We start from the raw sequence: 25,613 nt of genomic DNA, 5'->3' as shown, positions 1-25,613 counted from the left end.
TATGACGCGGAAATGGATGCTGATCACCGGCGGTAGCCGGGGGATTGGTCAGGCGCTGGTACATGATTTGCTGGCGGAATGGAATATTGTCTTTACCGGGCGTAATGAGGCGGGGATCGCCCGAACGCTGGCAAGCGCGGGCAGCCTGCAGGCTGGACATTGGGTAAAGGGCTTCCGTTGCGACGGCAGCGATGAGGCCAGCGTTTCGACGCTGGCCTCATCGCTACTTGAGACGTTTGGCGCGCCTTCTGCGGTTATCCATAACGCCGGGATGACCCGGGACGGACTGCATATTCATCAGAACGCGCAGGACTGGCAGGCCGTGCTGAACAATAATCTGATCTCTGCGGTGAACTGGAATCAGACGCTGCTGCCCGCGATGATGACGCAGGGGGAAGGTTCCATTGTGTTTATGTCCTCGGTGTCGGCGCTAAAGGGCAACAGCGGTCAGACGGCTTACGCCGCAAGCAAGGCGGCGATGATCGGCCTGACGCGTTCGCTGGCCCGTGAGGTCGGACGCTTCGGCATTCGGGTCAATTGTCTGGCGCCGGGTCTGATTGACGGTGAAATGGTGCAAGCGATCCCGGAGGCACACCTGAAGGCGATGCGGCAGAATATTCCCCTGCGTCGTCTGGGGCGAACGCAGGACGTTGCGCGCGCCGTCGCGTTTCTGGCGGGGGAGGAAAGCGGCTATCTCACCGGGCAGACGCTGGTGCTGGATGGCGGTTTGTCTGCCTGATGAGCGTAAACCGCGAGAGATTGCTGTTCTCGCGGTTTACGTCGCATTCAATTGATTAATGCGCTGGACCAGCGCGCGTCGCTCTTTCACCGACTCCTGGAAGATCTGCAACAGGACCGTGCTGTGCTGCCGTATGATACCCGCCAGTTCAGGCGCGATTTCTGCCGTTTCCCCCACGCGAGCCTTAAATTCCGTCGACAGCGTGACGCCCTGTAATAACGAGGCCAGCCAGATGCTGGCGCGCAGAATTTTCGCTTCCGGCGGGGCGGTGGATTGCGCCACCGCCTTTGTTTGCATCCGGCACCAGCTCGCAATGTCGCGGATCGCGGCAATGGGGTACAGCTCTTGCCAGATGGCATTTTCATCGCCGGTATGCGCCGGTGCGGAACAGCGGGCAAGGGAGGGAAGATTATGCAGCAGGCCGCCGATTTCAATTTTCAGACACTCAATCGGCGCAATGCCCATCTCTTTTGCCAGATAGCCCGATATCCGGCCGACAACCAGAGAGTGCTGGACGCCATGCTGGCTGAAGCCATCAATGATGAATGCCAGCATACCGGCAATGTCGCGAAAATTATGCAAAGAGACGGAATCATTATGAATGCGGGGAATTTCTTTTATATAGTCAATAAATTCTGTTGATTTGATTCGTAACCAGAAGTGTTCGCAGTTTGCTATTTTCCTGAATGCGCTAATATATTCCGGTTTATATAAGAGATGTTCGCCGCCAGTGATTATATTAATAATTTCTGATTTAGCCGATATGATATCGTCTGTGCGGTAGCGCGCGATTAAAACGTCTATACGATCCGCAAGGTAGATGAGATGGCTCTCTTTGGGAACTTTTTCATCCTTTACACAGCCGCCATCGCCGTTATGCCAGCGGATATGATGATACCGCACAATCGAACTCAGCGGGTTCAATAGCGGCACGCTGGCCAGAAGTTCTGCGCCGACCGCCGCGTGGTTGTTCAGCTCATTATCATAGTAACTGAGCGGCTGAAGCCGCGACTCTTCGCTCAGGCCGCCAATATCATGAAGTAGCGCCGCCAGCAGGGTTTTTCGGCACTGCGCAGGCGTGAACTGAGACTCGCGGGCTAAATGCCAGGCGATAAAAGCGGTTCTGACATGATGCAGGTTAAGTCTGGGATTGATCATGTCTATAATTTTTGAAATACAAGCCAGTGATTCTATTAAGTTTATATTCATGATTTGAGAAATTTAACATATGCTGTGCTTCGTGAAAGAAAACCACACAAATTAATCTCGTTTGCAACCATACTGCGGAAATGCGTGGTTACCAAATAATATTGCATTATTGTTAATGCTTTTAAGAAAAATAATTTTTTCGTCCGGACCTTTGCTGAATAGCAAACTATTAGCAATCTCATCATCTACATTGTCAGTGTTGTCGCGCACAACATCGACACTTGTTATTTTATACAGATGCGCATTAGCGTTATACAACTTAAACTTGAGTTGCAAAGTGCGTGAGATTAAATATTTTTTGTGGTTATGGGTGAGCAGACCATCAATATTGACCAGTAAACTGTTATTCATCAGATTGGCAAAAATCAGCCCTTCCGCCTGGATAGTATCGCGGTTGATCGTTTGTGTTACCGAAAATTTTGAGGTACAGGAAAAAGCAGGCGTACGGGCAAAACTGTATATCGCGCCGGCTTTGTTGAATAAATCAGATTTCGGGTAAGTCTCCCCCGTAGCGGGTTGTGTTTTCAGGCAATACGCACGCTTTCAGGCATACCTGCTTTCGTCATTTTGTTCAGCGCTCGTACCAGGGCCATAGCCTCCGCAACCTGACCATCGTAGTCACGCAGCGTCAGTGAACCCCCGAACAGCTGTTTTACCCGGTACATCGCCGTTTCCGCTATCGAGCGACGGTTGTAATCTGTTGTCCATTTCCACCGCGCATTACTCCCGGTCATTCGCTGATTAGCCACTGCACGGTTACGGTCTGCATATTCACCGGGCCAGTAACCCGCACCTTTTCGGGGAGGAATAAGCGCGCTGATTTTTTTGCGGCGCAGTTCATCGTGACAGAGCCGGGTATCGTAAGCCCCGTCTGCCGCGGCTGCCCTGATTTTTCTGTGAGTCTGCCGGATAAGGCCCGGGAAGGCTTCTGAGTCCGTGACGTTATTCAGCGACAGGTCTGCACAGACAACTTCATGTGTGTTGCTGTCAACAGCAAGATGCAACTTTCGCCAGATACGACGGCGCTCTTTGCCGTGCTTTCTGACTTTCCATTCGCCTTCACCAAAGACCTTCAGCCCGGTGGAATCAATCACCAGGTGTGCGATTTCACCCCGGGTGGACGTTTTGAAACTGACATTAACCGACTTTGCCCGCTTACTGACACTGGTGTAATCCGGGCAGCGCAACGGAACGTTCATCAGGGCAAAAATGGAATCAATAAAACCCTGCGCAGCCCGCAGGGTCAGCCGGAATACGCGTTTAATCACCAGAACGGTGGTGATGGCGAGATCAGAATAGCGCTGGGGCCTTCCTCGTGATGAAGGTGTTGCCGACTCATACCAGGCCTGAATCGCCTCATCATCCAGCCAGAAAGTGAGGGAGCCACGGTTGATGAGAGCTTTGTTGTAGGTGGACCAGTTGGTGATTCTGAACTTTTGCTTTGCCACGGAATGGTCTGTGTTGTCGGGAGGATGCGTGATCTGATCCTTCAACTCAGCAAAAGTTCGATTTATTCAACAAAGCCTATCGCGCCGATAAAAATTAAGCCAACGCAGATAAACAGAACACAGATATGCTTAGACATTATTTTTTTCTCTGTAATAAAAGCTTACGCAACCCTCATTATCACACTCCATGAGCAGCAATTGCATAATATTACCTAACGTACCCTGTACCTGTTGCCTGTAGATATACAATTCTTTTGCTTTCGAACAGTCGAAAGGCTGAGCGGTTAAATCAAAACTCCTCTTTACATCCATCAACGACAATGATGCAGGGATAAAAATAACGCAGTGACCTTTTACAATTTTATGAATATCTGCCTCTGGCCTGTACACGCCAGGCTTCATCATCAACAGCAGAAAAGCGATCGTCAGCGCAATAATGCGGGTAAACAGATGATGAAAGGGACTGGTTTGTGCGCTGAGGCTGAGAGAAGCGTCCTTCTCATCCAAAAAAGGCGTTCGATACTCACGATCGTTATTGACGATAGCATCTTCGGAAATTTTGAAACCAATACGCGGAACCGTAACAATGATTTCTTTTTTTACCCCCAGATCGCTGAGGTTTCTGCGCAATGTCGAGATATATTGATTGAGATTACTGTTCGACGCCCTGGCGCCATATTTATCAAAAACGGACTGAAAGATTTCATTGCGCGACAGGATATCGCCGCGATGGTTGAGCAGCTCGGCCAGCAGTCGCGTGGACGTTTGGGATAATTCGATACAATCCCCGGTCAGTAGGTTAACGAGAGACGCGTCCTCGGTATCAAAAGTGATAAATCCCTCTATGTCGAACCTCATGTTCCTCTCCGCGCTTAATCCTACTTCTTACTAACATGCAGCTTTTAAAAAATAAAAAGAAGTTAATATCAGATAAAAAATCTGTTTTAATGAATATTTACAGCTAATGTTGCTAGCTTGTTGCTCATCAATGCATACTGGGCACTCCTTTGCAACCCAGGAGGCTGTGCCATGAAACTTTCGCTATGTGCCTACCCTTCAGGCGCGTTACCCATTCGGTATAATGCACCGTGTAACAATCTGCAGTTGGTAGCGGTGGAAATGGGAATAAGCAGCTTTGCTACGGTCAGGGTTCCGGAGCAAGTATATATTCTTGAATTATTAAAAGATCACAGTGCTAATGGACTTTCTACAAGGGAACTTGCTGACCTTTGCGGCATTTCAATTTATAAAGTTAGGCACTTACTGCTTCCGCTGGAAAAATATGGACAAGTTATACGAGATAAAATGCAAAAACACCATCAATGGTTTTTATCCAGTGAATCTACAGAAGTTATCGAGGATTCTAGCAAGGGGGATTATCATTTGCAACAAACAGTCGTAAATCAATAAGTTAGACTTTATATCGAGATTTTTCCCTGCTAATATCTCGCGAGGCATTCGGAATATTCCCAATAAAAATGTTTGACCTCGCGTCATGGTTTTTTTGTTCCCCCAAATTTTTATTTTCTTTTTCTTCCAGTAACTATCTCCCCTACAGTTATCGCGCCAGGTGACTAAAATTTATTAACAATTTTAACATCGGCTAACAGGTGATAATAGTTTGTCATTGACGTCAGCGTAAATATCCACTGTAAGCCAGAACAGAACAAATTGCTTTGTCACTGTTTATTCCCTTAGTTTACGCGTGGCTAATTATTAGAAGCGTAAGTGAGTTATGTTATGGTGGCATTATCAGGACCACCTTTATCAATCCTGCAAAACAGTCATGCCAGGGCTACGTCGGGAAGTGCGGTTACAAAATTAAAAAAATTCCTTTTAATCGTCAGGCAAGGGCATAATAGGTTAAAGAAAAGACAGGGGGACATATGACAGCAGATTTAAATGACATTGAGGTATTGTTTGTTGCAGGCTTTGGCCCGGTTACGCTCGATACAGAAATCAGTAAAGCGTTTTATAAAGATACCCTCCGCTTGCCTTTAAAACATATGGAAGGCAATCACGATTATATGCTGACGGACGTTGAGGCATTAAAGGGAGTCAAGCATTTTGCGCTCTGGCCTCTGTCTCAGGCGGCACTCTCCTGTTTTGGCGCAGAAGCGTGGCCGGAAGCGATACCCGTTCCCCAGGGATGGGTCGAGTTTGAAGTGCAGGATATTGATGTTGCGACGGATATCCTGATTAAAAAAGGGTATCAGCTGTTAATTGCGAAACGTCTGGAACCCTGGGGCCAGACCGTCACCCGTTTACTGAGCCCGGAGGGGCTGCTGACAGGGGTAACCATTACACCGTGGTTGCGCACGGAAACGACACAGGATTAACGCTGCAGGTATTGAACGGCCTGATTCCGAAGGAGGCCGTTTGAGACGAATAATTGCACTAAATCAAATCTCGTGTCAGTTGGCGGCTACTTGCCAGATATGGGCTATTTACCACATACCGTGGATGGCGTTAGTGTGACGAGTATCGTTTATCAACAGGCTAAGATAATGAATGGCATACAGCAAAATGCCGCGGCGCTTTTGGATAGTGTTGCACGATGGAATGAAGTGACGACCCGGGCTAAATTACGCTATCAGGTCGAACTGGCACCTGATTTCAGCCTTATGGAATGGCTGAAAAATGACGAGCTGGCGCTTTCACGTTATTTACAATTTTTACTTTCTCCTGATGAAACTCATGGTCAGTCAGGGCTGTTTCTGAAGGGATTTCTTTCCCTCATTGAAAGAAGTGGAAGCGATAGCCCTTTAGCTATGGGGGATAAAGTCAGGGTTGATTATGAAGTTACTATCGAAAACGGAAGAAAGATAGACTTGTTAATGACCTCTTCAGGAGGTGTTATTGCTATCGAAAATAAACCATGGGCAGCCGATCAGGAAAACCAACTACGGGATTACGCATTATGGTTGAACAAACGTGAAAGGCCATGGAAATTAATTTATTTATGCAACCATGAACCGGGGGAGCGGACTCTTTCTGAAAATACGCCAGAAGCGCTAAGGCAACATATCCTCACCATATCCTGGCATGACGTCGTTGAATGGCTGAATGCGTGCTTACTACATGTCAGGGCTAATGCAGTCAGAGTATTTGTTGAGTCTTTGATTAAATATATCAGTCAGTCAATTAATGGTAAATTCATAATGGATAATAGTCGGGAGCTGTCAGAAATCATTCGCAAGGATAGTCGTTCAATAGAATCGGCATTTATGATATTTAACCAGATCAATGAGGTTCGCCGTGATTTATTCAACGAATTGATTTCTGATTTAAATGACCGATTTGCGGATTATCCTTTCGTTATTAACGTTACTTATGTCGAGCCATCGAGTCGGTGGGCTGGTTTTTACGTACCGCTAAGCCCTGATGGAGTCTATTCTTTGTGCTGGGAGTTTGACAGAACAAACTATAACGGTTTGTATTTTGGGATCTCAGGAAAAGGTAAGAATGAGCAACATGAAGCTTTAATCAGCGCTGCTATATCGGACATTTTTCCCCATATGCAGGGAAAGCCCAGTAAACTTTGGTCATGGTGGAGCTGGGATCTTGATCCGCAAGGGAAAAACCGTATTCCTCAAAACTGGGGTAATGATGGCGCTATCTGGGCGAAGCTGGGTGAGCGTGGAGAAGACAGTATTTTTGCTGCACTGTGTGAAGTGATTCTGGCGGTTCACGAAAAGCTGGATATGAATCTGTTTCGCTAATGCTTTGCCGGGGCAAGGGGGCGAACGCTTACCTTCTCCTGACCAGACAAAAAACGGATATTACTGTGTGGTGATGCAATTAGCCAATGGCTAAACATGATTGAGATGGTGTTGATTCGCTGTCTGAAGTCGAACAGGCAACGACGGACTGACCGGAAGGAGTAGGTGTGGCTCAAAGGGCAAATAAAATAGTGGCTTCTGTGGTGATAACGACCACAAATCTACCAAAATCCCGGAAAGCAAAACCCACGAAAATCGTTATTTAGCGAATAGGGACTTCGTTATGTGTGGAGTCAGGTCCACACATAACGGTATGAGGTCCACATATAGTGGATGGAGCTCCACACATAACGGTTTGAGGTCCACATATAACCGCGTAAAAACATACTTTCCTTGCCCGCAGGGTGTTAATTCGTCACCCCTGCATTGAGCTGTAAGTTGATATGTCGGGTTAGTCACTTTTGAGATAATATTTGATGGAGTTTATTATTATTTATTGAATTATATGAATATTTTAATCTTTTTTTGAGATATAGCCATCAGGGCGTTGAGATAACTAAGCATCATGGCTCAATTCAATCCCTCAGAACCAGAGCTAAAAATACTGCTTCAGAACCCCCTCCAGCTTACTCACTGCCGCTGCATACTTGGCCGGATTCTTATCATTCAGCACCTCCAGGTTACGCAACTTCCAGCGAATAGCCGGTAGGTGTTGAATTTCAGGATAGCGATACAGCGACCAGTCAGGAGTATTTTGCTTATAGGTGAGCAGGAACTGGCGATCTTTGCCCGTAAGGTGCGATTTCAGCGCCTGCGGTAGCAAGGTTGTGACTGACAAAAGAGAGTCCAGCGAAGTTTCCTGTTGTGTCATCCCTGAAAATTCCTGTGCGTACAGCGTGGCGATCTGGGTCGTGTCCCAGTTTGGTGCCAGCAGTTCAGCAATGGGGCGGGGATGGCCTACCAGATAACAAAGAAAACCGTCAAAGATCTCACGTGTCAGACCCGGTTTCTCCAGCATATTCAGCACGTCAAACAGATCGCGTGGATGCTGGCGGTCAAGCGCAGCGCAGATTTTACCGCCGTAAAGATCCGCCAGCGAGACAACATTCATGGTGGTGAAGCCATATTCCATTTCCACCTGTTCACATACTGGCATTTCTGTTGGTGGCAACAGTAGTCCACGCCAGACCGGACTAACCTCAATCTTTATCTTCGCATCGGCGGTGTTAACGATGATGCGCTTTTCATCCGCTTTATTCTCCTGCCGGATCGCCGTGATCCCTGGCCTGCCATTCAGCGATTTAGTAATACGCATCAGGGCGTCATGGATGGCAACCAGATCGGTATCGCGATCCGCAAAGCTCTTATAAGCAAGATCGATATCCACCGACAGGCGAGGGAAATCCTGTACAAACAAATTGATTGCCGTGCCGCCTTTCAGCGCGAAGCAGGACTCCTTTGCCACAAGCGGCAGAGCAGTCATTAATAGCCTGACCTGTCGGGCATAAATATCACGCAGATCCATCTTCGACTCCTTCCGGTTTAAATGCGCGGGGAACGGTGATTTGATAATCCGGTTCCAGCCAGCCGCCGGGAACAATTTGCCGTTTTCCCGTGCCTGTTTCTATACCGCTTTGATCGAGATACTGAAAGTAAGGATGCTCATTGCGTCGGGCAAGGTAAAGCATCACCCGGTTGGTTTTAACCGAATGACTGGCGCAGAGCAGTGTCTGTAATTTACGCGGGCTGAGAAGATTCATCCCCTGAAACAGAGCGTCGGCATGTTCGAAGGAGATCAACGAAGGAACGCCGCAGGCTATCTCATATGCGGCCAGTTCCGGGACACTGCCCATTAACTGCCGGTCGCCGATATTTAGTTTTGTTGCGAATAGTGTTGTATCGACGGTGAGACCAGAGGTATACAGCGTGACAAACGTCGCGGATTGCTCAAAGGCGGTGAACCATCCCGGCAGTTTGACGTAAGCCGGTAGTGCAAGCCAGATTTGTTGTCTACCCGGTTCGGTATAGTGAGCGTGGCCCTGTAGCGCAAGGCTGGTCAGCCCCGCCACGCGAACTTTTTTCCCCCACTGCGTTTGCAGACAGTAAACTGCGTCCACCCAGTTCGGCTCACGGCCCGTCCGACAATATACGCCGTGCGCGATCCGCCTGAGCCAGTCATTCTGCACATAGAGGTAAGAGAGCTTACGATCTATGCCATTGCGGGTGAGCCATGACTGGAGCAAAACCTGACCGGGGAGGGTGTTCTGCATCAGCCAGTTTAGATAGTTTGCCAAATGTCGTCTCTTGATGGACATAACAGTTAAAATTTAAACCATTATAATGTTTTAATGGAAAATAATATAGGCAGGTGAAGACACTTTTTTCAGTGAATGAGCTTAATGAACATTGGCAACATCCATTATCTATGAAAATCATGTGGTTACTATAATAAAATGTTTGTAAAAAATACTTGTCAGACAGATTACCAGGGAGAGTTATGGCTCAATTACATGTCAGAGTAAAGCCCCGTATACAATAATTTTTAATAAATCATTAACAGGCCCTCAATTATGGCGATTGATTCAAGTATATAGATATATCGAAATACGGTTGAGTCATCTAAAAAAGACAATTGAGGGAAAGGAAAGAGCGATTTCTGTTCATGGTAATCGGTTTATTACACATATTGTTATGCAGTCTGCTACTTTTGATATCTCCAATGGCTCTGAAAAAATTAGTCTTAATGAAATTGAAGAACTATACAAATTATGTAGCTTTGCTGTTACAGCCACACATAAAAAATTAAATCGTAAGTATCCTGATTCATATGTGGCAAATATATTTAAAAATCAGATGAAAAGTGCTGATCTTAAAGAATTAGTACTAAATGATATATTAAAAGAAAGAAATAAAAAATTAAATGGTAATTTTGTTTAACTTTTTTAAAAAATAAAATGCCTCGTCATCGATAACAAATCGCAGTATCATTCCCCGGCGCCTTTAAATTCAGGTGCTGGGTTTGGTTTCCTGAAGATATTCCTTACTGATGACATGTGACGCTTTTTGCGTCTTTTTATGTCATGCACGTTCAGCTACATTCAATAATGAGCTGGGAGAAAGTGTCGCGAGATGCACCGGTGCCCAGTAAGACCGGTAAGACTAAGCTGTCCGGTTCCACTATTGTTAAGGCTGGTCTGTTTTGTGGTGGAGGCTGTTACTACTCTATTCAAATACACCCATTACTTTCCTTTTTCTTCAATGCTGCCACCAACATCTCCGGATTTGAACTTTACTCTGGATCATTTTGCGATTACTCATTCGCGCTGACATAGTTTCTGACAGGGAAGGCTCTATAACCCGCAATGGAAAAGACGCTGATCAGATTAATTTATGCACTGATCTGGTATTTTGCTGCCGAAATGAAGGCCCCGGCTGGTTACGTGTGGCTGATAGCGTGAAGTTTATTGATGAGTTTGCAGCAGGATTAACAGGAATGCCTGAGGTGTTGCGCTTAGCGGTCTGTGATGAAAGAACTAATGAGGTATTTACTCGCCATCCGACGAAAGTTGGATAAAGCCAGAAAGCAAAAACTCAGCCATAGGCTGGGTTCTCTGAATAGTGGTGCCCGGACTCGGACTAACGCCGTAGGCGTTGAACAGCGTGCTTGTCGCGCTGGCCCCGAAGGGGTGAGCCGCTTGCGGCGAATAATCGAACGAAATTCGATGAAGAGTCCGTAGCTCCAAAAGCAAAAACCCAGCCATAGGCTGGGTTCTCTGAATAAGTGGTGCCCGGACTCGGGAACATTCAATTACTTACCAATTTGATTTCTATCATAAATTCTTCTGCTACTTATTGTCAAGACCCAGAGGTTGACCCTCGTTTCTGCTTGTAAAGCATAAAGGTGGATTAGAATGAATAGAAAATCTTTCGGTTCGATACTCCGGTTCGATTCCTTCTGAATTTATCGTAATGACATCTGCGTTACGCGTGTTGTATACTTAATATCCACAGAAACACAAGAGGACAATACCATGCCAGCCGCAAATAGTATGGCGATGAAACGCGAAACCCTGAACCTGCGCATCAAGCCCGCCGAGCGCGATCTTATCGATCGGGCTGCAAAAGCCAGAGGGAAAAACCGCACAGACTTTGTGCTGGAGGCCGCCCGCGCTGCCGCTGAAGAGGCGCTGATCGAACAGCGTATCATTATGGCCGATCCGGAGGCTTATCAGGCGTTTCTGACCCGTCTGGATCAGGCTCCCGCGCCAAACGATGCGTTGCGTAAAACCATGCTGACCCCCGCGCCGTGGGAGCCGGAAAAATGATCTCCGCCCCTGAGCCCCTTCACGCCGGGCATATTCTCACCCCGTTCTGCTGCGGTGTGGATTCGATGGATAACTGGCTGAAACAGCGGGCGATGAAAAATCAGGTCACTGGCGCATCGCGTACCTTTGTATGTTGCGGCAGCGATTCTAACGTACTGGCGTATTACTCGCTGGCGTCCAGCGCGGTAACGACCAACACCGCCCCCGGTCGCTTTCGTCGCAATATGCCCGATCCGATCCCAGTGGTGGTGCTGGGCCGTCTGGCTGTGGATCGGTCGCTACATGGGCAGGGCGTCGGACAGGCGCTGGTGAGGGATGCCGGACTGCGGGTGATTCAGGGTAAGCGTCTCATTTAAACCGTCTGGTCTGTTTCCTCCGGCTCCACAAAAATAATGTCCATCATTTTTAGTGGACACTATCGTATGGAATACCGGACCTGGATTACTGAAGCTTTACGCCTTCACTTCGAAGAACATTTACCTCGGGTTGTGGCCGGACGTCGCCTGGGTGTACCAAAATCAACAGTTTGTAGTATGTTCGTGCGCTTTCGGAGAGCTGGCCTTTCGTGGCCTTTGCCCGCAGGCATGTCGGAGCAGGAACTTGATGCCTGCCTTTACGGACAATTTTCCACGGTACCAGTCGTACGTCCTGAAAGCACCGTTATATCCGAAACCCCCGTGGTAAAAAAACGTCCCCGGCGGCCCAACTTCCCTTATGAGTTTAAAATCGCCTTAGTGGAGCAGTCACTGCAGCCCGGAGCCTGTGTGGCGCAGATCGCCCGGGAAAACGGAATCAACGATAACCTGCTCTTCAACTGGCGCCATCAATACCGGAAAGGTGGCCTGCTGCCTTCCGGAAAAAATATGCCGGCACTGCTTCCCGTGACGTTAACGCCGGAGCCGGATAATAAAATCCCGGCCCCCGCACAGGAACCAGAGCAGATAAATACACCGTCCGACAGTCTGTGTTGTGAGCTGGTTCTGCCGGCCGGAACTCTCAGGCTTAAAGGTAAACTGACGCCGGCGTTATTACAGACACTTATCCGCGAAATAAAAGGGAGCAGCCACTGATGATATCTCTCCCTGCAGGTTCGCGTATCTGGCTGGTTGCAGGTATCACCGATATGCGAAATGGCTTTAACGGCCTGGCATCAAAAGTTCAGAACGTCCTGAAGGATGACCCGTTCTCCGGACACCTGTTCATCTTCCGCGGACGCCGGGGTGACCAGATAAAAGTGTTGTGGGCTGACAGTGACGGACTGTGCCTCTTCACCAAACGCCTGGAGCGGGGCCGCTTCATCTGGCCAGTCACCCGTGACGGCAAGGTGCACCTTACTCCGGCTCAGTTATCCATGCTTCTTGAAGGTATCAACTGGAAGCACCCGAAACGAACGGAACGCGCTGGAATCCGCATATAACCCGTTGTAAAGTGAGGATATGGACACCTCACTTGCTCATGAGAACGCCCGCCTGCGGGCACTGTTGCAGACGCAACAGGACACCATCCGCCAGATGGCCGAATACAACCGCCTGCTCTCACAGCGGGTGGCGGCTTATGCTTCCGAAATCAACCGGCTGAAGGCGCTGGTTGCGAAACTGCAACGTATGCAGTTCGGTAAAAGCTCAGAAAAACTTCGCGCAAAAACCGAACGGCAGATACAGGATGCACAGGAGAGAATCAGCGCACTTCAGGAAGAAATGGCTGAAACGCTGGGTGAGCAATATGACCCGGCACTGCCATCCGCCCTGCGCCAGTCTTCAGCCCGTAAACCGTTACCGGCCTCACTTCCCCGTGAAACCCGGGTTATCCGGCCGGAAGAGGAATGCTGTCCTGCCTGTGGTGGTGAACTCAGTTCTCTGGGATGTGATGTGTCAGAGCAACTGGAGCTTATCAGCAGCGCCTTTAAGGTTATCGAAACACAACGTCCGAAACTGGCCTGTTGCCGGTGCGACCATATCGTGCAGGCACCAGTACCTTCAAAACCCATTGCACGCAGTTATGCCGGAGCGGGGCTTCTGGCCCATGTTGTCACCGGGAAATATGCAGACCATCTGCCGTTATACCGCCAGTCAGAAATATACCGTCGTCAGGGAGTGGAGCTGAGCCGTGCCACACTGGGGCGCTGGACAGGTGCTGTTGCTGAACTGCTGGAGCCGCTGTATGACGTCCTGCGCCAGTATGTGCTGATGCCCGGTAAAGTCCATGCTGATGATATCCCCGTCCCGGTCCAGGAGCCGGGCAGCGGTAAAACCCGGACAGCCCGGCTGTGGGTCTACGTCCGTGATGACCGTAACGCCGGTTCACAGATGCCCCCGGCGGTCTGGTTCGCGTACAGCCCGGACCGGAAAGGCATACATCCACAGAATCACCTGTCCGGTTACAGCGGAGTGCTTCAGGCCGATGCTTACGGTGGCTACCGGGCGTTATACGAATCCGGCAGAATAACGGAAGCCGCGTGTATGGCCCATGCCCGGAGAAAAATCCACGATGTGCATGCAAGAGCGCCAACCGATATCACCACGGAAGCCCTGCAGCGTATCGGTGAACTGTATGCCATCGAAGCAGAAGTCCGGGGATGTTCAGCAGAACAGCGTCTGGCGGCAAGAAAAGCCAGAGCTGCGTCACTGATGCAGTCACTGTATGACTGGATACAGACTCAGATGAAAACACTGTCGCGTCACTCGGATACGGCAAAAGCGTTCGCATACCTGCTGAAACAGTGGGATAGCCTGAACGTGTACTGCAGTAATGGCTGGGTGGAAATCGACAACAACATCGCAGAGAACGCCTTAAGGGGAGTGGCCGTAGGCCGGAAAAACTGGCTGTTCGCGGGTTCTGACAGCGGTGGCGAACATGCGGCGGTGTTGTACTCGCTGATCGGCACATGCCGTCTGAACAATGTGGAGCCAGAAAAATGGCTGCGTTACGTCATTGAGCATATCCAGGACTGGCCGGCAAATCGGGTACGCGATCTGTTGCCCTGGAAAGTTGATCTGAGCTCTCAGTAAATATCAATACGGTTCTGGCGAGCCGCTTACCACGGCCGTGTCCGGGTGCGTTTTCACTGGGACCGTTACTGCCCGGGCAACGAGGAGAGCTCCTGCTGGGTGCGGGTGTCCCAGGCGTGGGCCGGGGCCGGCTTCGGCAACCTTGCCATTCCCCGCGTCGGCCAGGAGGTGATTGTCGACTTCCTCAACGGCGACCCGGACCAGCCCGTCATAACGGGGCGCACTTACCACCAGGACAACCGCGCGCCGGGCAGCCTGCCGGGAACCAGGACGCAGATGACCATCCGCTCGAAGACGTACAAGGGCAGCGGATTTAACGAACTGCGCTTTGAGGATGCGACGGATAACGAGCAGGTGTATATCCACGCCCAGAAGAACATGGACACGGAGGTGCTGAACAACCGCACCACCGACGTGAAGGTGGACCACACGGAAACCATCGGCAATAACCAGCGCGCATTACCGTGGGCGTCGGGCAGACGGTGAAGGTCGGTCAGGAGAATACCGGCGGGCATGACCAGAGCGTGACGGTCGCCCACGATCAGAGCGTGAGTGTGGGTAACGATCAGAAACTGGAGGTCACAAATAATCGTAACAAGAGCGGCGGTAATGACCAGGACAGCAAAGTGTCAGGAAACGATACCGAAGCGGTGGAAAAATCACAGACCATCACGGTGGGGGAGAACTTTTCCCTGACCGTGACCAGCAGTTCAACAATAGATTCAGGCGATGTGATTGAGCTGAAATGTGGCGCCAGCCTGCTGAGAATGGACAGTAGCGAAAAAGTGACCATTACCGGTAGGGCATTTGATTTTGAGGCCGATCGACCAGTCAAAATTACCGGTAACTTCCATCTGTAAAATAGATGAAGATGGTAATGTTATACGTGGAAATAAAGGTAAGGTTGAATAATGAGCGAAAATTTTCAGGTCAGAGATAGCCGTAGAGATAAAGCCTATTTTGATAAATGGATTGAGTTTCAACAGAAAGCTATACTTGAAGATAAAAATGACATTGACAGTATACCTATCCAACATAGAATCCTTGCTCAATTATCCAGCATTCATGACTACATTTTGTCTGTATGTATAATGAAATATGGACGAGGTGATCCAGTTTCTTCTTTCTCTGACGAATTAAAAGAACTGGCACAAATAAGAAAGTTATTTAACGAAAAATTTAACAGTTTAACAGAACTAAGTGACCAAACAAAAAAAATGTATAGTAAGTTAACTCTTTATCTATACTATGATTTTTTTTGCTGGCTGGGTTTTTTGTATTGTTCTGGCGGGAAGAAGTCTGATTTTTTAGAAGTACTCGATCTTTTTGGACATAAAGGAGAAGATGCCTTATTAGATCATGTCGCTGTATTACTTGGTGATACGAACCGCTCCATCGCCAGTAATAACACTCTTGTGTATGGTAAAAAATATAAACCTTTGCTTGATGTTATACTGGCTTCAGAAAACGATCGGCCGGCACTGATGAAGAAATTTGTCGAGGGCTGGTACAGAAGCATGAAACCGGCAGCCTGGCATGGTAATGATAAAGGAGGTGAAGGAGCTTATTTTGGTTACTGGTGCTTCGAGGCTGCACTGGTCGTGAATTTACTAAATATAGATGACTCCTCTTTCAAAGATAATGTTTACTACCCCAAAGACATGATCATAAAAAGATAGAAAAAATAAACATAGAGGGCTGAATAATCTTAGTTAATAATGCCCTCTGCTAAACCATCCATATTTATGTTTACTGTTAATTCAGAAGAAATTATGCGTACGATAGATTTCATTTACCTCCAAAACAAACTGGAAATTAAGACTGTAAATGACATATTCTGTAATAATAATGGAGTCGGGTAATATTAACCACATCGCAGCTTTTCAAAAATGAAGTCAAACTTAAGTCAAGGATGCCAAACATGGTAAAACAGAGATCCATTTCTCCGTGAAATATTAGATTAAAACAACCAAATTGCTTTTGTTAAATAAAGACAATGTAATCATTGGATAATAATAGAAAAATCTCAAGATCCTCCGAAACAATAATATACTGTTAACGAACCACTGAAGCCAGATGTAGATGCTAGCGTTATACCTGGAAATAAAGGTAAGGTTGAATAATGAGCGAAAATTTGCAGGTCAGAGATAGCCGTAGAGATAAAGCCTATTTTGATAAATGGATTCATTTTCTACAGAAGGCTGTATATGAAACAAGGAAAGATATTGACAGCATACCTATCCAACATAGAATCCTTTCCCGATTATCCAGAATTCATAGCTATATTTTGACTAAATGTATTATGAAATATGGACGAGGTGATCCAGTTTCTTCTTTTACGGACGAATTAAAAGAACTTGTACAGATAAGAAAATTATTTAATGAAAAGTTTACCTGCTTAACAGAACTAGGTGAACAAACTAAAAAAATGTACAGCAAGTTAACTCTTTATATCTATTATGATTTTTTTTGCTGGCTGGTTTTTTTGTATTGTTCTGGCGGGAAGAAGTCTGATTTTTTAGAAGTACTCGATCTTTTTGGACATAAAGGAGAAGATGCCTTATTAGATCATGTCGCTGTATTACTTGGTGATACGAACCGCTCCATCGCCAGTAATAACACTCTTGTGTATGGTAAAATATATAAACCTTTGCTTGATGTTATACTGGCTTCAGAAAACGATCGGCCGGCACTGATGAAGAAATTTGTCGAGGGCTGGTACAGGAGCATGAAACCGGCTGCCTGGCATGGTAATGATAAAAGCTATGAAGGTGTTTATTATGGCTACTGGTGCTTCGAGGCTGCACTGGTCGTAAATTTATTAAATATAGATGACTCCTCTTTCAAAGATAATGTCTACTATCCCAAAGACATGATCATAAAAAGATAAAAAATATAGAGGGCTCAATAATCTCAATTAATAATGCCCTCTGCTAAATCATCTGTGATTATAGAAAGATATATCAACCTCTGCCCCGGCCCCATCCCAGGCCGGAGCAGCGCAGTTACCTACTCTTTCACCACTATCAGCGGCTCGATATCGCTCTCTTTCTTAATTACCAGCGACTCATCGCCGCGCAGGCAGGTGCCGCCGTAATTGCCGCCCACGGTAAAGGTACAGACCTGGATATATTTCCCGTCGACCTTTGGCAGACACCAGAGCTGTTGATAGATGTTCTTCTGCTCGGCAAATTTACCGCTGGTTTTATCCAGCAGCTCTTCCTGGTGGCTTACCAGGTCGATATTGCTGCCGCAGCGGCCCGCTATCGGTTTCACCGCATAACCGGTTTGCGCCAGCTCGTCGTTCACCACGAAATCGGTATCCAGCAGATAACGATGTTGCGGGAACAACTGCCACAAAATCGGCAGGATCGCTTTGTTGCCGGGGATCACGGTCCACAGCGGCTCAAAAACCAGCACTTCCGGGCGCAACAGCACGTCTATCAGCCGCACTTCCTGCTCGGTATGCCCTGTGCGAATCGGCACCGCCGCATATTCAGTTTCGCTGACCTCGCGCACCTGCTCGATCGCTGTCTCCCACGCCCAGGTTTTCCAGACGCAGTTCACCAGCCGACCGTCGCCGTCAATCAGTTGCCCGGCTTCATCCCAGCGCAACTCATCCAGCCCGCGCAGGATTTTACTTTCAAACCCGGCCTGATGCAGCGCCTGCTGCATAAACTGCGCGTGGTAGTTCTCCTCAATGTCCTTGTCCTGCATGATATGCACGAAAGGACGCGCGCGGCTGTGCTTCCACGCGCCGGCCAGCTCGTTGATTAATCCTTCCGCCGGATTATGCCCTTGCCCCGCATAGCCCTGTTCCGCCCAGCGTTCGAGAATCAGACCAGCCTCGGTATGACATGAGGCGGAATCGGCGTTGTACTCGTAGACCTTCAGCCCGCGTTCATCCATGCAAAAATCCATACGACCGGTGATCATATGGTGGCGTCGACGCTTCCAGGAAAGGCGCAAACGCGGCCAGAGTATTTTTGGTATATCGAACAGCGCCAGCAGATTATCATCTTTCAGCACCTTGTCAGTAGCGTGCAGATACATCAAATGCAGTTCGTTGGTCGCTTTTATCAGCTCCTGCTCGGCGCTTTCGCTGATGGTGAAAAACTGATACGGGTCCTGATTAATGACATGGCCGTTAGCGGCGATATAGGCTTTTTGCAGCGGATCATGTTCATCCAGCCATTTGCCGTCAAACTGGCCTTTATTCTCCAGCCTTGCGCCGCGGATCTTCAGCGAATCATTGCCAATCTCCGGCTGTGGCAGGCTATGCTGCGTATCCCCGGTCTGGATCATCCAGCCCAGAATCGTAGTGTCGTCAAAGGTATCTTTCAGGGTATAGCAGCCGTTGTCGACCACCATCTCCAGCTCGCGCGTCCACTGTTGACCCGGCGGCAGCGGCATATGAATCACGTTCTGCTCGGCAATACGGATTTTGTTATCCAGCAACTGGGTGATAATCGCTACATGGCCGGTGTCTTTAAACTCTCCGCCCTTCTGCCAGATCAGCAGCGCCCCGGCAACCGGCGCGCGGGCGGAACCATTGGCAAACGCCTGTAGCGGCAGAATATTGTCGTTGACCACTTCGCGTAAGAAACGCAGCGAAAAGATCTCCCACGCCATGCCGACGTCGGTAAACACCACGCCATAGTTAAGAAAAAGAAAACGGCGGGCGAACTCAACGCACTGCCATTTGTGGCCCATATATTCGTTGCCGATGTAGCTACGAAACGCGGCGTCGTCGGCATAGTCCCGTGGGTCGAGGGAGCTGTAATCTGAAGAGTAAATTGCTACGCCACCGGGGGCATAGCCCAACAATGTCCCGAAGGGAGCATCCTGACTGGTCGTTCCTTTGCTCATGCACCTTACCTCAAAGCTGTACAGCCTGAGCAGCATTTGCCTGCTCAACAACATGTATCATCATACACCTCAACGCAGCGGGCAGACGCCTGGCGACAAAAAATAGCCGCGGATAAATGTGCCAATCGGCTAAATGTCCAAATGGCGAACTGCTACACTGCTTCAACACAACTCATCAGAAGGCAGGTCAACATGTCAGATAACGCTTATCAGCCCGCAAAAGTCTGGACGTGGGATAAATCAGGCGGCGGCGCGTTCGCCAACATCAACCGCCCTATCTCGGGTCCGACGCACGACAAAACGCTGCCCGTCGGCAAACATCCGCTTCAGCTTTATTCGCTCGGCACGCCGAACGGTCAGAAGGTGACGATCATGCTGGAAGAACTGCTCGCGCTGGGCGTCACCGGCGCAGAGTATGACGCCTGGCTGATCCGCATCGGCGAAGGCGATCAGTTCTCCAGCGGCTTTGTTGAGGTTAACCCGAACTCGAAGATCCCGGCGCTGCGCGATCATTCGCAAAACCCGCCAGTGCGCGTGTTTGGTGGTGCTGGGCAATGTGTATGACGCAGCCGAGTTCCTGGATGCAGGCAGCTACAAAAACGTGCAGCGCTGGGCGAAGGAAATTGCCGAACGTCCGGCGGTTAAGCGCGGACGGATTGTCAACCGCACCAATGGTCCGCTGAACGAACAGTTGCATGAGCGCCATGACGCCAGCGATTTTGAAAACAATACGGAAGATAAGCGACAGGGATAAACGTATTGCCGGATGGCGGCGCATCACGCGCCGTATCCGGCCTGCGGTTATGCGCTCGTATGCCTGATAAGCGACGCGCCATCAGGCATTGCATCCAGCGGTACGCGTCACGCGCTGGTGACGTCATACTCCATACGGCGCAGCGCGTCCAGCGTGGCTCTGGCTTCATCTTCATCAATAATGCTCATCGCGAAGCCCACGTGCACCAGCACCCACTGTCCGACCAGGTCCGCAGGATCGCCCTCGCAGATCAGGGCGATATTCACCTCGCGCCTGATGCCGCATACTTCCACCTGCGCCAGTTGGTGAATATCTTCACCTACCGCCAGAACCTGCCCAGGAACGCCAATACACATAATTAACCACCCAACGGTTTATTCAACTTCAATACTTTTTACGGTCAGCGAATCGCCGGTATCGACGCGCAGACGATCGCCATGACAATGTGGACACGACGCGTCGTGGCGGAAAATTTCAACCGCCTGACTACAGTCCCAGCACCACGCCTGCGCGGGTTTGTAGTCGATATGCAGCGCGCAGCCCTGCGCCACCGTTCCCTGGCAAACGATATCAAAACTAAAGCGGACGGCGCTCTCCTCAACGCAGGAAAGCGCGCCGATTTCCAGCCAGACGCCGGTCACCCGCGTTACCGCGTGCTGCTCAGCCTGCTGCTGAATAATTTCAACCGCGCTCTGGCACAGCGACAGCTCATGCATGCTCACCGCTCCGACGGCCAAACAGCAGCGCCCGGCGGCTGGTCTGCGGCGCGTCAGGATTGCTGACCGGCAGCGACAGCAGCATCCGCGCACAGTCGTCCGCCAGGCGCATCCCCTCTTCCGCCGACAGGCTGTGATTGAGCGGCGACATCAGCGAACAGGAAAGGTATTGCGATACCCCCTCCAGTTCGCCCACCGTAAAGGTCATCGTGCCATACGGCAGACGCAGGCCGATTTTCTCACTGACTTTGCGCAGCGGCCAGAGCTGATCCGGCCCGGGGAAAATCAAAGCGCTCAGCATCCACGGCGTGACCACGCATCCCGTCCATTGCCCTTCAAACAGCGTAAAGTCAGAGACATACACCGGCATATCGGGATGGAGGAATGAGAGATCGTGCATGGAACGCCGGGCTATTGCCTCAAAAGCGGCCTGAACCTGCGTCCTCGGGGCCGTCCGGAAGCCGGAAATTTCCTCAGACATGGGCAGCCTCCCGGGGGACAGCATCCACACCTGATTCGCGCAGCGCGGCCAGAACCTGCGCAAGCGCAGGTTCAATCATCGCTTCCACCGTCGGCGTCAGGCCGATATGCGGCTCCAGCGACTGCGGGATAACGCCCACCAGCGTCAGCTTTTTCGGAAACTCGCCGGTGAAGCGCAGGGCCGACAAAACGTCGGCCAGGCCCAGCTGGTGCGGGGAAATTTTATTGGTAAACAGCGCAGGCACTTCCTCATCCCGCAGGACCATAAGGGTGCCCGGCGCGTTTTTCCTCGAGACAATGGCGTCCGCGATGATCAGGTGATCCCGGTTCGCCATGTCGCCAAGCAGCTCCATTCCCGCCGTGCCGCCATCGAGGATCTCAACGAAATCCGGCAGTACATAACGCTGCTCTAACGCCTCAACGATCCGTACTCCGATGGCTTCATCGGTCAGCAAAATATTGCCGACCCCTAAGACTAAAATCCGCATTACAGAACCTTCACAGAGACAACTTCGTTCCCGTCAGCGTCGACAACGTGCACCGCGCACGCCATACAAGGGTCGAAAGAGTGAATGGTGCGCACCACTTCCAGCGGTTTTTCCGGATCGGCGATCGGCGTTCCCACCAGCGACTGTTCATACGGACCAACGTCATCGTTAAAGTTGCGCGGACCGGAGTTCCAGGTTGACGGCACAACCGCCTGGTAGTTGCTGATAATGCCGTCTCTGATCACCATCCAGTGAGAGAGCATACCGCGCGGCGCTTCAAGGAAGCCGACGCCTTTAAACTCGCCGGTGGCCGGAATGTTCGGCTTGACGAAGGTGGTGTGGTCGCCCTTGCCGATATTGGCGATCAGCGCGCTGTACTGGTTCTGCAGAATCCCCTGCAGCTCGCAGCAATGAACGGTACGGCCAATGATGCGTCCCAGAGTGGAGTGCAGTTGTGCCACTTCCAGCGTTTTGCCGGTCAGCTTCTGGTAGATGGCGACGATTTCATTCAGCTTCGCCTGCGTAGACTCACGCCCCGCCGCCAGCTTGACCAGCATATTCGCCAGCGGCCCCACTTCGACGGTTTTACCGTAGAAGGTCGGCGATTTCACCCACGAATATTTACCGTCATCCGCCCAGCCGTTGTATTCCGGAATGGTGGTTCCTTCCCACGGCGCCTGCGGCGCTTCGTCTTTATACCAGGCGTGCTTCGCGCTCTCCTGAATACCCTTAATCAGATACTCATCGGAGTGAGAGCTGATTGGCCGGTAGGTCGCCAGATCGGCGTTTTCGATATAGCCGCCCGGGAACAGGAAGCTGCCGTTCTTACCGTCGGTCGGGAATTCCGGCGCGCTCAGGTAGTTCACCGCGCCTTTACCGCGCTCCAGCCACTCCGGATAGAAGGCGGCGATAACCGCAGTATCAACCTTGTAAACATGCTCAACAAAGTCGCTCAGCTTGTCGATGAAGGACTTGATGTACATCAGGCGTTCAAGGTTCAGTACGCCCAGACCGTCGAGGTTAATCGGGTTTGCCACCCCGCCCACCGCCAGGTTCTGAATGTGTGGCGTTTTACCGCCCAGCAGCGCCACTACGCGGTTGGCGTCGCGCTGGCACTCCAGCGCCTGCAGGTAGTGCGCGACGGCGATCAGGTTGACTTCCGGCGGCAGTTTCATCGCCGGGTGTCCCCAGTAGCCGTTGGCGAAAATGCCCAGCTGGCCGCTGGCGACCAGATCTTTAATCTTGTTCTGTACCTTCGTGAACTCTTCGGCGCTGTTCAGATGCCAGCTGGAAACGCCTTTCAGCAGCGCTTCCGCTTTTGCCGGGTCGGCATTCAGCGCAGAGGTGATATCCACCCAGTCCAGCGCGGAAAGCTGATAAAAGTGAACGATATGGTCATGCGTGGTGTGCGCCGCCAGAATGATATTACGGATGTACTGCGCGTTAACCGGCACGTCGATGTTCAGCGCACTCTCCGCCGCACGAACGGAGGAGATGGCGTGCGTGGTGGTGCAGACGCCGCAGATACGCTGCACAATCATCCAGGCATCGCGCGGATCGCGGTTTTTGACAATCTCTTCCATCCCGCGCCACATGGTGCCGGACGCCCATGCTTTCGATACAACGCCATTTTCGATTTCGCAATCGATGCGTAAATGCCCCTCAATACGGGTGACCGGATCAATAGTAATTCTCTGGCTCATGCTTTGCTCGCCTCATGACGATTGTGATCGTTTTGTTTTAAAGGAGGAAGTATCGGCAGTAGACGAATGAGAACGATATAAGCGCAAATCTCAATAGCCACAAAACCAATAGAAATCAACAGCTCTTCCCAGGTCGGGAAGTAGTGGTAGCCGCCGCCTGGATTGAATGCCACCAGCGAATAGGAGAGACGCCAGGTCGCGCAGCCCAACAGCGCGCTCAGCGCCGACAGATACAGCATCCGCGAGTCGTTACGCAGTTTCGCCACGCGCAGCACCGCCAGCGGGAAGACCATCAGCACGACTTCAATCCAGAACATGATGGAATAGAGGTCGCCGGCAAAGGCATACGCTAATTTGTCGCGCCAGATCAGCTCGCCGAAGCGCAGCACAACAAAGATCGCCAGCATAATGCTGATGGTATTCGTCAGTTTGATGAACAGGTGCTTCTCATCCGGCCCCTTGCCTTTCAGCCCCGCCTGCACCAGAGAGCCTTCAAAGATGACGATTGAAAAGCCCATGATAAAAGCGGTGAGCACTGAGAACAGCGGCAGCATTTCATAGCTTTGCCACAGCGGATGCACCTTATAGCCCGCCGAGATCATCAGCGATCCCATTGAGGACTGGTGCATGGTCGGCAGCAGCGCGCCGAGAGCGATGATGAAAAACATCACTTTATTCAGGCGCTGTAGCGACACTTTCCAGCCCAGACGTTCAAACACCGCTGGCGCGAACTCCAGCGCCATCACGCCGATGTAGATGGTCATACAGACCGCCGTCTCGAACAGCACCGAGTTCACGTTGAAGTGGCCCGGAATGTAGAAATACGGCAGGTTCCAGTAACGCCCTACGTCAATGGTGATCGACAAACCGCCCAGCGAGTAACCGAACAGGCTGGCCAGCAGCGCCGGACGCACCAATGGGTGATACTGTCCGCGGTTGAAGACGTACACCGCCCACGCCAGCGCCCAGCCGCCGCAGGCAAAGCCGGTGCCGATCAGCAGGTCGAAGGCGATCCATACGCCCCACGGAAAGCCGCCGTTCAGATCGGAGACAGACCCCAGCCCGAACACCAGACGCTTCACTATCAGGAGCATACACAGAACGATTAACGGCCCGAAGATAATGACCGGTTTACTGATAATTTTGCCGCCCAGCGGTTTAGGATCATGACTCATGATCGTCTCCTCCGTCGTGATGGTCGTTTTTCGTATTACGACGAACCAGCACGGATAAGCCCGCCAGCGCAGCCAGGGGTAATATCATGCCTTTATAAAGCGTGTGTTGAACATGTTCGGAACGCGCGCCGGTAGAGAGGTCATCCAGCTTCGGCAGATCCAGATTTTCGTAAGGCACTCCGGTAAGCACCAGTACTTGCGTACCACCGCCCTCTTTTTCGCCATACAGGTGCGGGTAATACTTCGGCACGGTGTGTACGTAGGTGTCGCCCGTTTTCAGCGTCTGGCGCGGATAGTGATATTGGCTGCCAGGCTTAAGCGCCAGGCGTTTTTTTCGCCTCGGCCATCAGCTCCTCGCGAGTGCCAAAAATCACTGCGCCCGCCGGACAAACCTCCACGCAGCCGGGTAAACCGCCCTTATCAAGACGCTCAACGCCCTTCTGGTTGCACAGTTCACACTTGTGCAGCGCGCCAAACGGGTTGTTGTAGTCGTACTTCGGAACGTTGTACGGGCAGGCGACCATGCAGTAGCGACAGCCAGTGCACACGTCTTTGTTGTAATGAACGATGCCGGTTTTCGGATCTTTTTTCAGCGCCGAGACCGGGCAGACGGAGACGCAGTTCGGATCGACGCAATGCATACACTGCTTCTTAATATACGCGTAGCCGTTCTCTGTCTGATCCTTATTCACACCGTCGCCGCTGCGCCACACCTAGATGATGTTGTTAGTGTATGGCGACAGCTTGTCGTTGTTCGACCAGGTCTGCTCACCTTCCGGGTTGCGCGCCGGGAAGTTGACGTCCTGACACTTGGTGACGCAGGCCTGACAGCCCACGCACAGCGTCGAGTCATACAACATACCGAGCGAACCGGGGATCGGCGGGCGGTTTTCCGCAGCCGCATGGCTGACAGACGGCGCGCCGCCTAACAGCAATGCCCCGCTGGAGGCTGCTTTAATAAAATTACGTCTGTTCAC

At 50.6% G+C, this 25,613-nt stretch carries 25 protein-coding genes and 4 pseudogenes; 15 read left to right on the top strand and 14 right to left on the bottom strand.

What is annotated here, in order from left to right:
• Position 1: 1 nt before the first annotated feature.
• The gene (locus K7R23_RS08970) at positions 2 to 739 is read left to right on the top strand and encodes an SDR family oxidoreductase (RefSeq protein ID WP_024132929.1); all 738 of its coding nucleotides are present in this window, start codon (positions 2 to 4) and stop codon (positions 737 to 739) included.
• Positions 740 to 775: 36 nt separating this feature from the next.
• On the opposite strand, the gene K7R23_RS08965 is transcribed toward K7R23_RS08970, so the two are convergent.
• The 4 genes from K7R23_RS08965 to K7R23_RS08950 form a co-directional block, all read right to left on the bottom strand.
• Positions 776 to 1,948: an HD-GYP domain-containing protein gene (locus K7R23_RS08965; RefSeq protein ID WP_012907569.1), complete on the bottom strand. Its 1,173-nt coding sequence runs from the start codon at positions 1,946 to 1,948 to the stop codon at positions 776 to 778.
• 51 nt (positions 1,949 to 1,999) lie between these two features.
• Positions 2,000 to 2,299, bottom strand: coding sequence for a FidL-like protein (locus K7R23_RS08960; protein ID WP_012907570.1), 300 nt, complete (start codon positions 2,297 to 2,299; stop codon positions 2,000 to 2,002).
• Positions 2,300 to 2,472: 173 nt separating this feature from the next.
• A complete protein-coding gene (locus K7R23_RS08955) occupies positions 2,473 to 3,441 on the bottom strand; it encodes an IS5 family transposase (protein ID WP_012904651.1) in 969 nt (322 codons plus the stop codon).
• 84 nt (positions 3,442 to 3,525) lie between these two features.
• Positions 3,526 to 4,254, bottom strand: coding sequence for a winged helix-turn-helix domain-containing protein (locus K7R23_RS08950; RefSeq protein ID WP_012907571.1), 729 nt, complete (start codon positions 4,252 to 4,254; stop codon positions 3,526 to 3,528).
• 171 nt (positions 4,255 to 4,425) lie between these two features.
• Here K7R23_RS08950 and K7R23_RS08945 point away from each other — a divergent pair, with 171 nt between their 5' ends.
• The 3 genes from K7R23_RS08945 to K7R23_RS08935 all read left to right on the top strand — a co-directional run bounded on the left by K7R23_RS08945 (position 4,426) and on the right by K7R23_RS08935 (position 7,118).
• Positions 4,426 to 4,806 (top strand): FaeA/PapI family transcriptional regulator, encoded by a 381-nt coding sequence (locus K7R23_RS08945; RefSeq protein WP_012907572.1) that lies wholly within the window; start codon positions 4,426 to 4,428, stop codon positions 4,804 to 4,806.
• 476 nt (positions 4,807 to 5,282) lie between these two features.
• Positions 5,283 to 5,735, top strand: coding sequence for a VOC family protein (locus K7R23_RS08940; protein WP_012907574.1), 453 nt, complete (start codon positions 5,283 to 5,285; stop codon positions 5,733 to 5,735).
• Positions 5,736 to 5,834: 99 nt separating this feature from the next.
• Positions 5,835 to 7,118 carry a PDDEXK-like family protein gene (locus K7R23_RS08935; protein ID WP_232796114.1) on the top strand — a complete coding sequence of 428 codons (1,284 nt, stop codon included), beginning with the start codon at positions 5,835 to 5,837 and terminating at the stop codon, positions 7,116 to 7,118.
• A gap of 595 nt (positions 7,119 to 7,713) precedes the next feature.
• Here the strand turns inward: K7R23_RS08935 and K7R23_RS08930 are convergent.
• Together K7R23_RS08930 and K7R23_RS08925 are read right to left on the bottom strand one after the other, a co-directional pair.
• Positions 7,714 to 8,643 (bottom strand): nucleotidyl transferase AbiEii/AbiGii toxin family protein, encoded by a 930-nt coding sequence (locus K7R23_RS08930; protein WP_012907576.1) that lies wholly within the window; start codon positions 8,641 to 8,643, stop codon positions 7,714 to 7,716.
• On the bottom strand, positions 8,630 to 9,412 hold the full coding sequence (locus tag K7R23_RS08925; protein WP_024132931.1) for a type IV toxin-antitoxin system AbiEi family antitoxin domain-containing protein: 783 nt from the start codon (positions 9,410 to 9,412) through the stop codon (positions 8,630 to 8,632). The genes K7R23_RS08930 and K7R23_RS08925 overlap by 14 nt, the downstream gene beginning before the upstream one ends.
• Positions 9,413 to 9,728: 316 nt before the next feature.
• Here K7R23_RS08925 and K7R23_RS08920 point away from each other — a divergent pair, with 316 nt between their 5' ends.
• The 10 genes and pseudogenes from K7R23_RS08920 (at position 9,729) to K7R23_RS08875 (ending at position 17,341) form a co-directional block, all read left to right on the top strand.
• The gene (locus K7R23_RS08920) at positions 9,729 to 10,055 is read left to right on the top strand and encodes a hypothetical protein (RefSeq protein WP_148222105.1); all 327 of its coding nucleotides are present in this window, start codon (positions 9,729 to 9,731) and stop codon (positions 10,053 to 10,055) included.
• Positions 10,056 to 10,422: 367 nt separating this feature from the next.
• Positions 10,423 to 10,692, top strand: coding sequence for a hypothetical protein (locus K7R23_RS08915; protein WP_162467723.1), 270 nt, complete (start codon positions 10,423 to 10,425; stop codon positions 10,690 to 10,692).
• Between the two features lie 457 nt (positions 10,693 to 11,149).
• Positions 11,150 to 11,443 (top strand): type II toxin-antitoxin system TacA family antitoxin, encoded by a 294-nt coding sequence (locus tag K7R23_RS08910; protein ID WP_012907581.1) that lies wholly within the window; start codon positions 11,150 to 11,152, stop codon positions 11,441 to 11,443.
• Positions 11,440 to 11,781: pseudogene (locus K7R23_RS08905) on the top strand (GNAT family N-acetyltransferase); the annotation flags it as partial. The gene K7R23_RS08910 and the pseudogene K7R23_RS08905, both read left to right, overlap by 4 nt.
• A gap of 54 nt (positions 11,782 to 11,835) precedes the next feature.
• Positions 11,836 to 12,513 carry an IS66-like element accessory protein TnpA gene (tnpA, locus tag K7R23_RS08900; RefSeq protein WP_012904569.1) on the top strand — a complete coding sequence of 226 codons (678 nt, stop codon included), beginning with the start codon at positions 11,836 to 11,838 and terminating at the stop codon, positions 12,511 to 12,513.
• The gene (tnpB, locus tag K7R23_RS08895; RefSeq protein ID WP_012904570.1) at positions 12,513 to 12,860 is read left to right on the top strand and encodes an IS66 family insertion sequence element accessory protein TnpB; all 348 of its coding nucleotides are present in this window, start codon (positions 12,513 to 12,515) and stop codon (positions 12,858 to 12,860) included. The genes tnpA and tnpB overlap by 1 nt, the downstream gene beginning before the upstream one ends.
• Positions 12,861 to 12,879: 19 nt before the next feature.
• A complete protein-coding gene (locus K7R23_RS08890) occupies positions 12,880 to 14,451 on the top strand; it encodes an IS66-like element ISCro1 family transposase (protein ID WP_012904571.1) in 1,572 nt (523 codons plus the stop codon).
• A gap of 30 nt (positions 14,452 to 14,481) precedes the next feature.
• Positions 14,482 to 15,311 (top strand): annotated as a pseudogene (locus tag K7R23_RS08885) (type VI secretion system Vgr family protein); the annotation flags it as partial.
• A 51-nt stretch (positions 15,312 to 15,362) separates the two neighbouring features.
• Positions 15,363 to 16,130, top strand: coding sequence for a PoNe immunity protein domain-containing protein (locus tag K7R23_RS08880; protein WP_012907582.1), 768 nt, complete (start codon positions 15,363 to 15,365; stop codon positions 16,128 to 16,130).
• A gap of 443 nt (positions 16,131 to 16,573) precedes the next feature.
• Entirely contained in the window at positions 16,574 to 17,341 is a 768-nt protein-coding gene (locus K7R23_RS08875) for a PoNe immunity protein domain-containing protein (protein WP_012907583.1), read from the top strand.
• 119 nt (positions 17,342 to 17,460) lie between these two features.
• On the opposite strand, the gene gss is transcribed toward K7R23_RS08875, so the two are convergent.
• The gene (gss, locus tag K7R23_RS08870) at positions 17,461 to 19,320 is read right to left on the bottom strand and encodes a bifunctional glutathionylspermidine amidase/synthase (protein WP_012907584.1); all 1,860 of its coding nucleotides are present in this window, start codon (positions 19,318 to 19,320) and stop codon (positions 17,461 to 17,463) included.
• Between the two features lie 192 nt (positions 19,321 to 19,512).
• Between gss and K7R23_RS08865 the strand changes: the two are divergent.
• Positions 19,513 to 20,074 (top strand): annotated as a pseudogene (locus tag K7R23_RS08865) (glutathione S-transferase family protein).
• A 107-nt stretch (positions 20,075 to 20,181) separates the two neighbouring features.
• On the opposite strand, the gene hybG reads toward K7R23_RS08865, so the two are convergent.
• The 7 genes and pseudogenes from hybG to hybA all read right to left on the bottom strand — a co-directional run bounded on the left by hybG (position 20,182) and on the right by hybA (position 25,613).
• The gene (gene hybG / locus K7R23_RS08860; protein WP_012907585.1) at positions 20,182 to 20,430 is read right to left on the bottom strand and encodes a hydrogenase maturation factor HybG; all 249 of its coding nucleotides are present in this window, start codon (positions 20,428 to 20,430) and stop codon (positions 20,182 to 20,184) included.
• An 18-nt stretch (positions 20,431 to 20,448) separates the two neighbouring features.
• Positions 20,449 to 20,790 (bottom strand): hydrogenase maturation nickel metallochaperone HypA, encoded by a 342-nt coding sequence (gene hypA, locus K7R23_RS08855; protein WP_024132935.1) that lies wholly within the window; start codon positions 20,788 to 20,790, stop codon positions 20,449 to 20,451.
• Positions 20,783 to 21,271, bottom strand: coding sequence for a hydrogenase-2 assembly chaperone (hybE, locus tag K7R23_RS08850; protein ID WP_024132936.1), 489 nt, complete (start codon positions 21,269 to 21,271; stop codon positions 20,783 to 20,785). Before hybE ends, hypA begins: the two co-directional genes overlap by 8 nt.
• Positions 21,264 to 21,758: a HyaD/HybD family hydrogenase maturation endopeptidase gene (locus K7R23_RS08845; protein WP_012907587.1), complete on the bottom strand. Its 495-nt coding sequence runs from the start codon at positions 21,756 to 21,758 to the stop codon at positions 21,264 to 21,266. Before K7R23_RS08845 ends, hybE begins: the two co-directional genes overlap by 8 nt.
• The gene (gene hybC / locus K7R23_RS08840) at positions 21,758 to 23,461 is read right to left on the bottom strand and encodes a hydrogenase 2 large subunit (RefSeq protein WP_012907588.1); all 1,704 of its coding nucleotides are present in this window, start codon (positions 23,459 to 23,461) and stop codon (positions 21,758 to 21,760) included. The genes K7R23_RS08845 and hybC overlap by 1 nt, the downstream gene beginning before the upstream one ends.
• Entirely contained in the window at positions 23,458 to 24,636 is a 1,179-nt protein-coding gene (gene hybB / locus K7R23_RS08835) for a Ni/Fe-hydrogenase cytochrome b subunit (protein ID WP_012907589.1), read from the bottom strand. The genes hybC and hybB overlap by 4 nt, the downstream gene beginning before the upstream one ends.
• Positions 24,626 to 25,613 (bottom strand): annotated as a pseudogene (hybA, locus tag K7R23_RS08830) (hydrogenase 2 operon protein HybA). Before hybA ends, hybB begins: the two are co-directional and overlap by 11 nt.

This window comes from Citrobacter rodentium NBRC 105723 = DSM 16636, from assembly GCF_021278985.1.
In the GTDB taxonomy this organism is placed as follows: domain Bacteria; phylum Pseudomonadota; class Gammaproteobacteria; order Enterobacterales; family Enterobacteriaceae; genus Citrobacter_A; species Citrobacter_A rodentium.
This window is presented reverse-complemented; position numbering and strand designations above follow the sequence as displayed.

Coding starts and splice junctions, on each gene's coding strand:
- K7R23_RS08970 (WP_024132929.1), top strand. CDS start 2: ATGACGCGGAAATGGATGCTGATCACCGGCGGTAGCCGGGGGATTGGT.
- K7R23_RS08965 (WP_012907569.1), bottom strand. CDS start 1,948: ATGAATATAAACTTAATAGAATCACTGGCTTGTATTTCAAAAATTATA.
- K7R23_RS08960 (WP_012907570.1), bottom strand. CDS start 2,299: ATGAATAACAGTTTACTGGTCAATATTGATGGTCTGCTCACCCATAAC.
- K7R23_RS08950 (WP_012907571.1), bottom strand. CDS start 4,254: ATGAGGTTCGACATAGAGGGATTTATCACTTTTGATACCGAGGACGCG.
- K7R23_RS08945 (WP_012907572.1), top strand. CDS start 4,426: ATGAAACTTTCGCTATGTGCCTACCCTTCAGGCGCGTTACCCATTCGG.
- K7R23_RS08940 (WP_012907574.1), top strand. CDS start 5,283: ATGACAGCAGATTTAAATGACATTGAGGTATTGTTTGTTGCAGGCTTT.
- K7R23_RS08935 (WP_232796114.1), top strand. CDS start 5,835: ATGGGCTATTTACCACATACCGTGGATGGCGTTAGTGTGACGAGTATC.
- K7R23_RS08930 (WP_012907576.1), bottom strand. CDS start 8,643: ATGGATCTGCGTGATATTTATGCCCGACAGGTCAGGCTATTAATGACT.
- K7R23_RS08910 (WP_012907581.1), top strand. CDS start 11,150: ATGCCAGCCGCAAATAGTATGGCGATGAAACGCGAAACCCTGAACCTG.
- tnpA (WP_012904569.1), top strand. CDS start 11,836: ATGTCCATCATTTTTAGTGGACACTATCGTATGGAATACCGGACCTGG.
- tnpB (WP_012904570.1), top strand. CDS start 12,513: ATGATATCTCTCCCTGCAGGTTCGCGTATCTGGCTGGTTGCAGGTATC.
- K7R23_RS08890 (WP_012904571.1), top strand. CDS start 12,880: ATGGACACCTCACTTGCTCATGAGAACGCCCGCCTGCGGGCACTGTTG.
- K7R23_RS08880 (WP_012907582.1), top strand. CDS start 15,363: ATGAGCGAAAATTTTCAGGTCAGAGATAGCCGTAGAGATAAAGCCTAT.
- K7R23_RS08875 (WP_012907583.1), top strand. CDS start 16,574: ATGAGCGAAAATTTGCAGGTCAGAGATAGCCGTAGAGATAAAGCCTAT.
- gss (WP_012907584.1), bottom strand. CDS start 19,320: ATGAGCAAAGGAACGACCAGTCAGGATGCTCCCTTCGGGACATTGTTG.
- hybG (WP_012907585.1), bottom strand. CDS start 20,430: ATGTGTATTGGCGTTCCTGGGCAGGTTCTGGCGGTAGGTGAAGATATT.
- hypA (WP_024132935.1), bottom strand. CDS start 20,790: ATGCATGAGCTGTCGCTGTGCCAGAGCGCGGTTGAAATTATTCAGCAG.
- hybE (WP_024132936.1), bottom strand. CDS start 21,271: ATGTCTGAGGAAATTTCCGGCTTCCGGACGGCCCCGAGGACGCAGGTT.
- K7R23_RS08845 (WP_012907587.1), bottom strand. CDS start 21,758: ATGCGGATTTTAGTCTTAGGGGTCGGCAATATTTTGCTGACCGATGAA.
- hybC (WP_012907588.1), bottom strand. CDS start 23,461: ATGAGCCAGAGAATTACTATTGATCCGGTCACCCGTATTGAGGGGCAT.
- hybB (WP_012907589.1), bottom strand. CDS start 24,636: ATGAGTCATGATCCTAAACCGCTGGGCGGCAAAATTATCAGTAAACCG.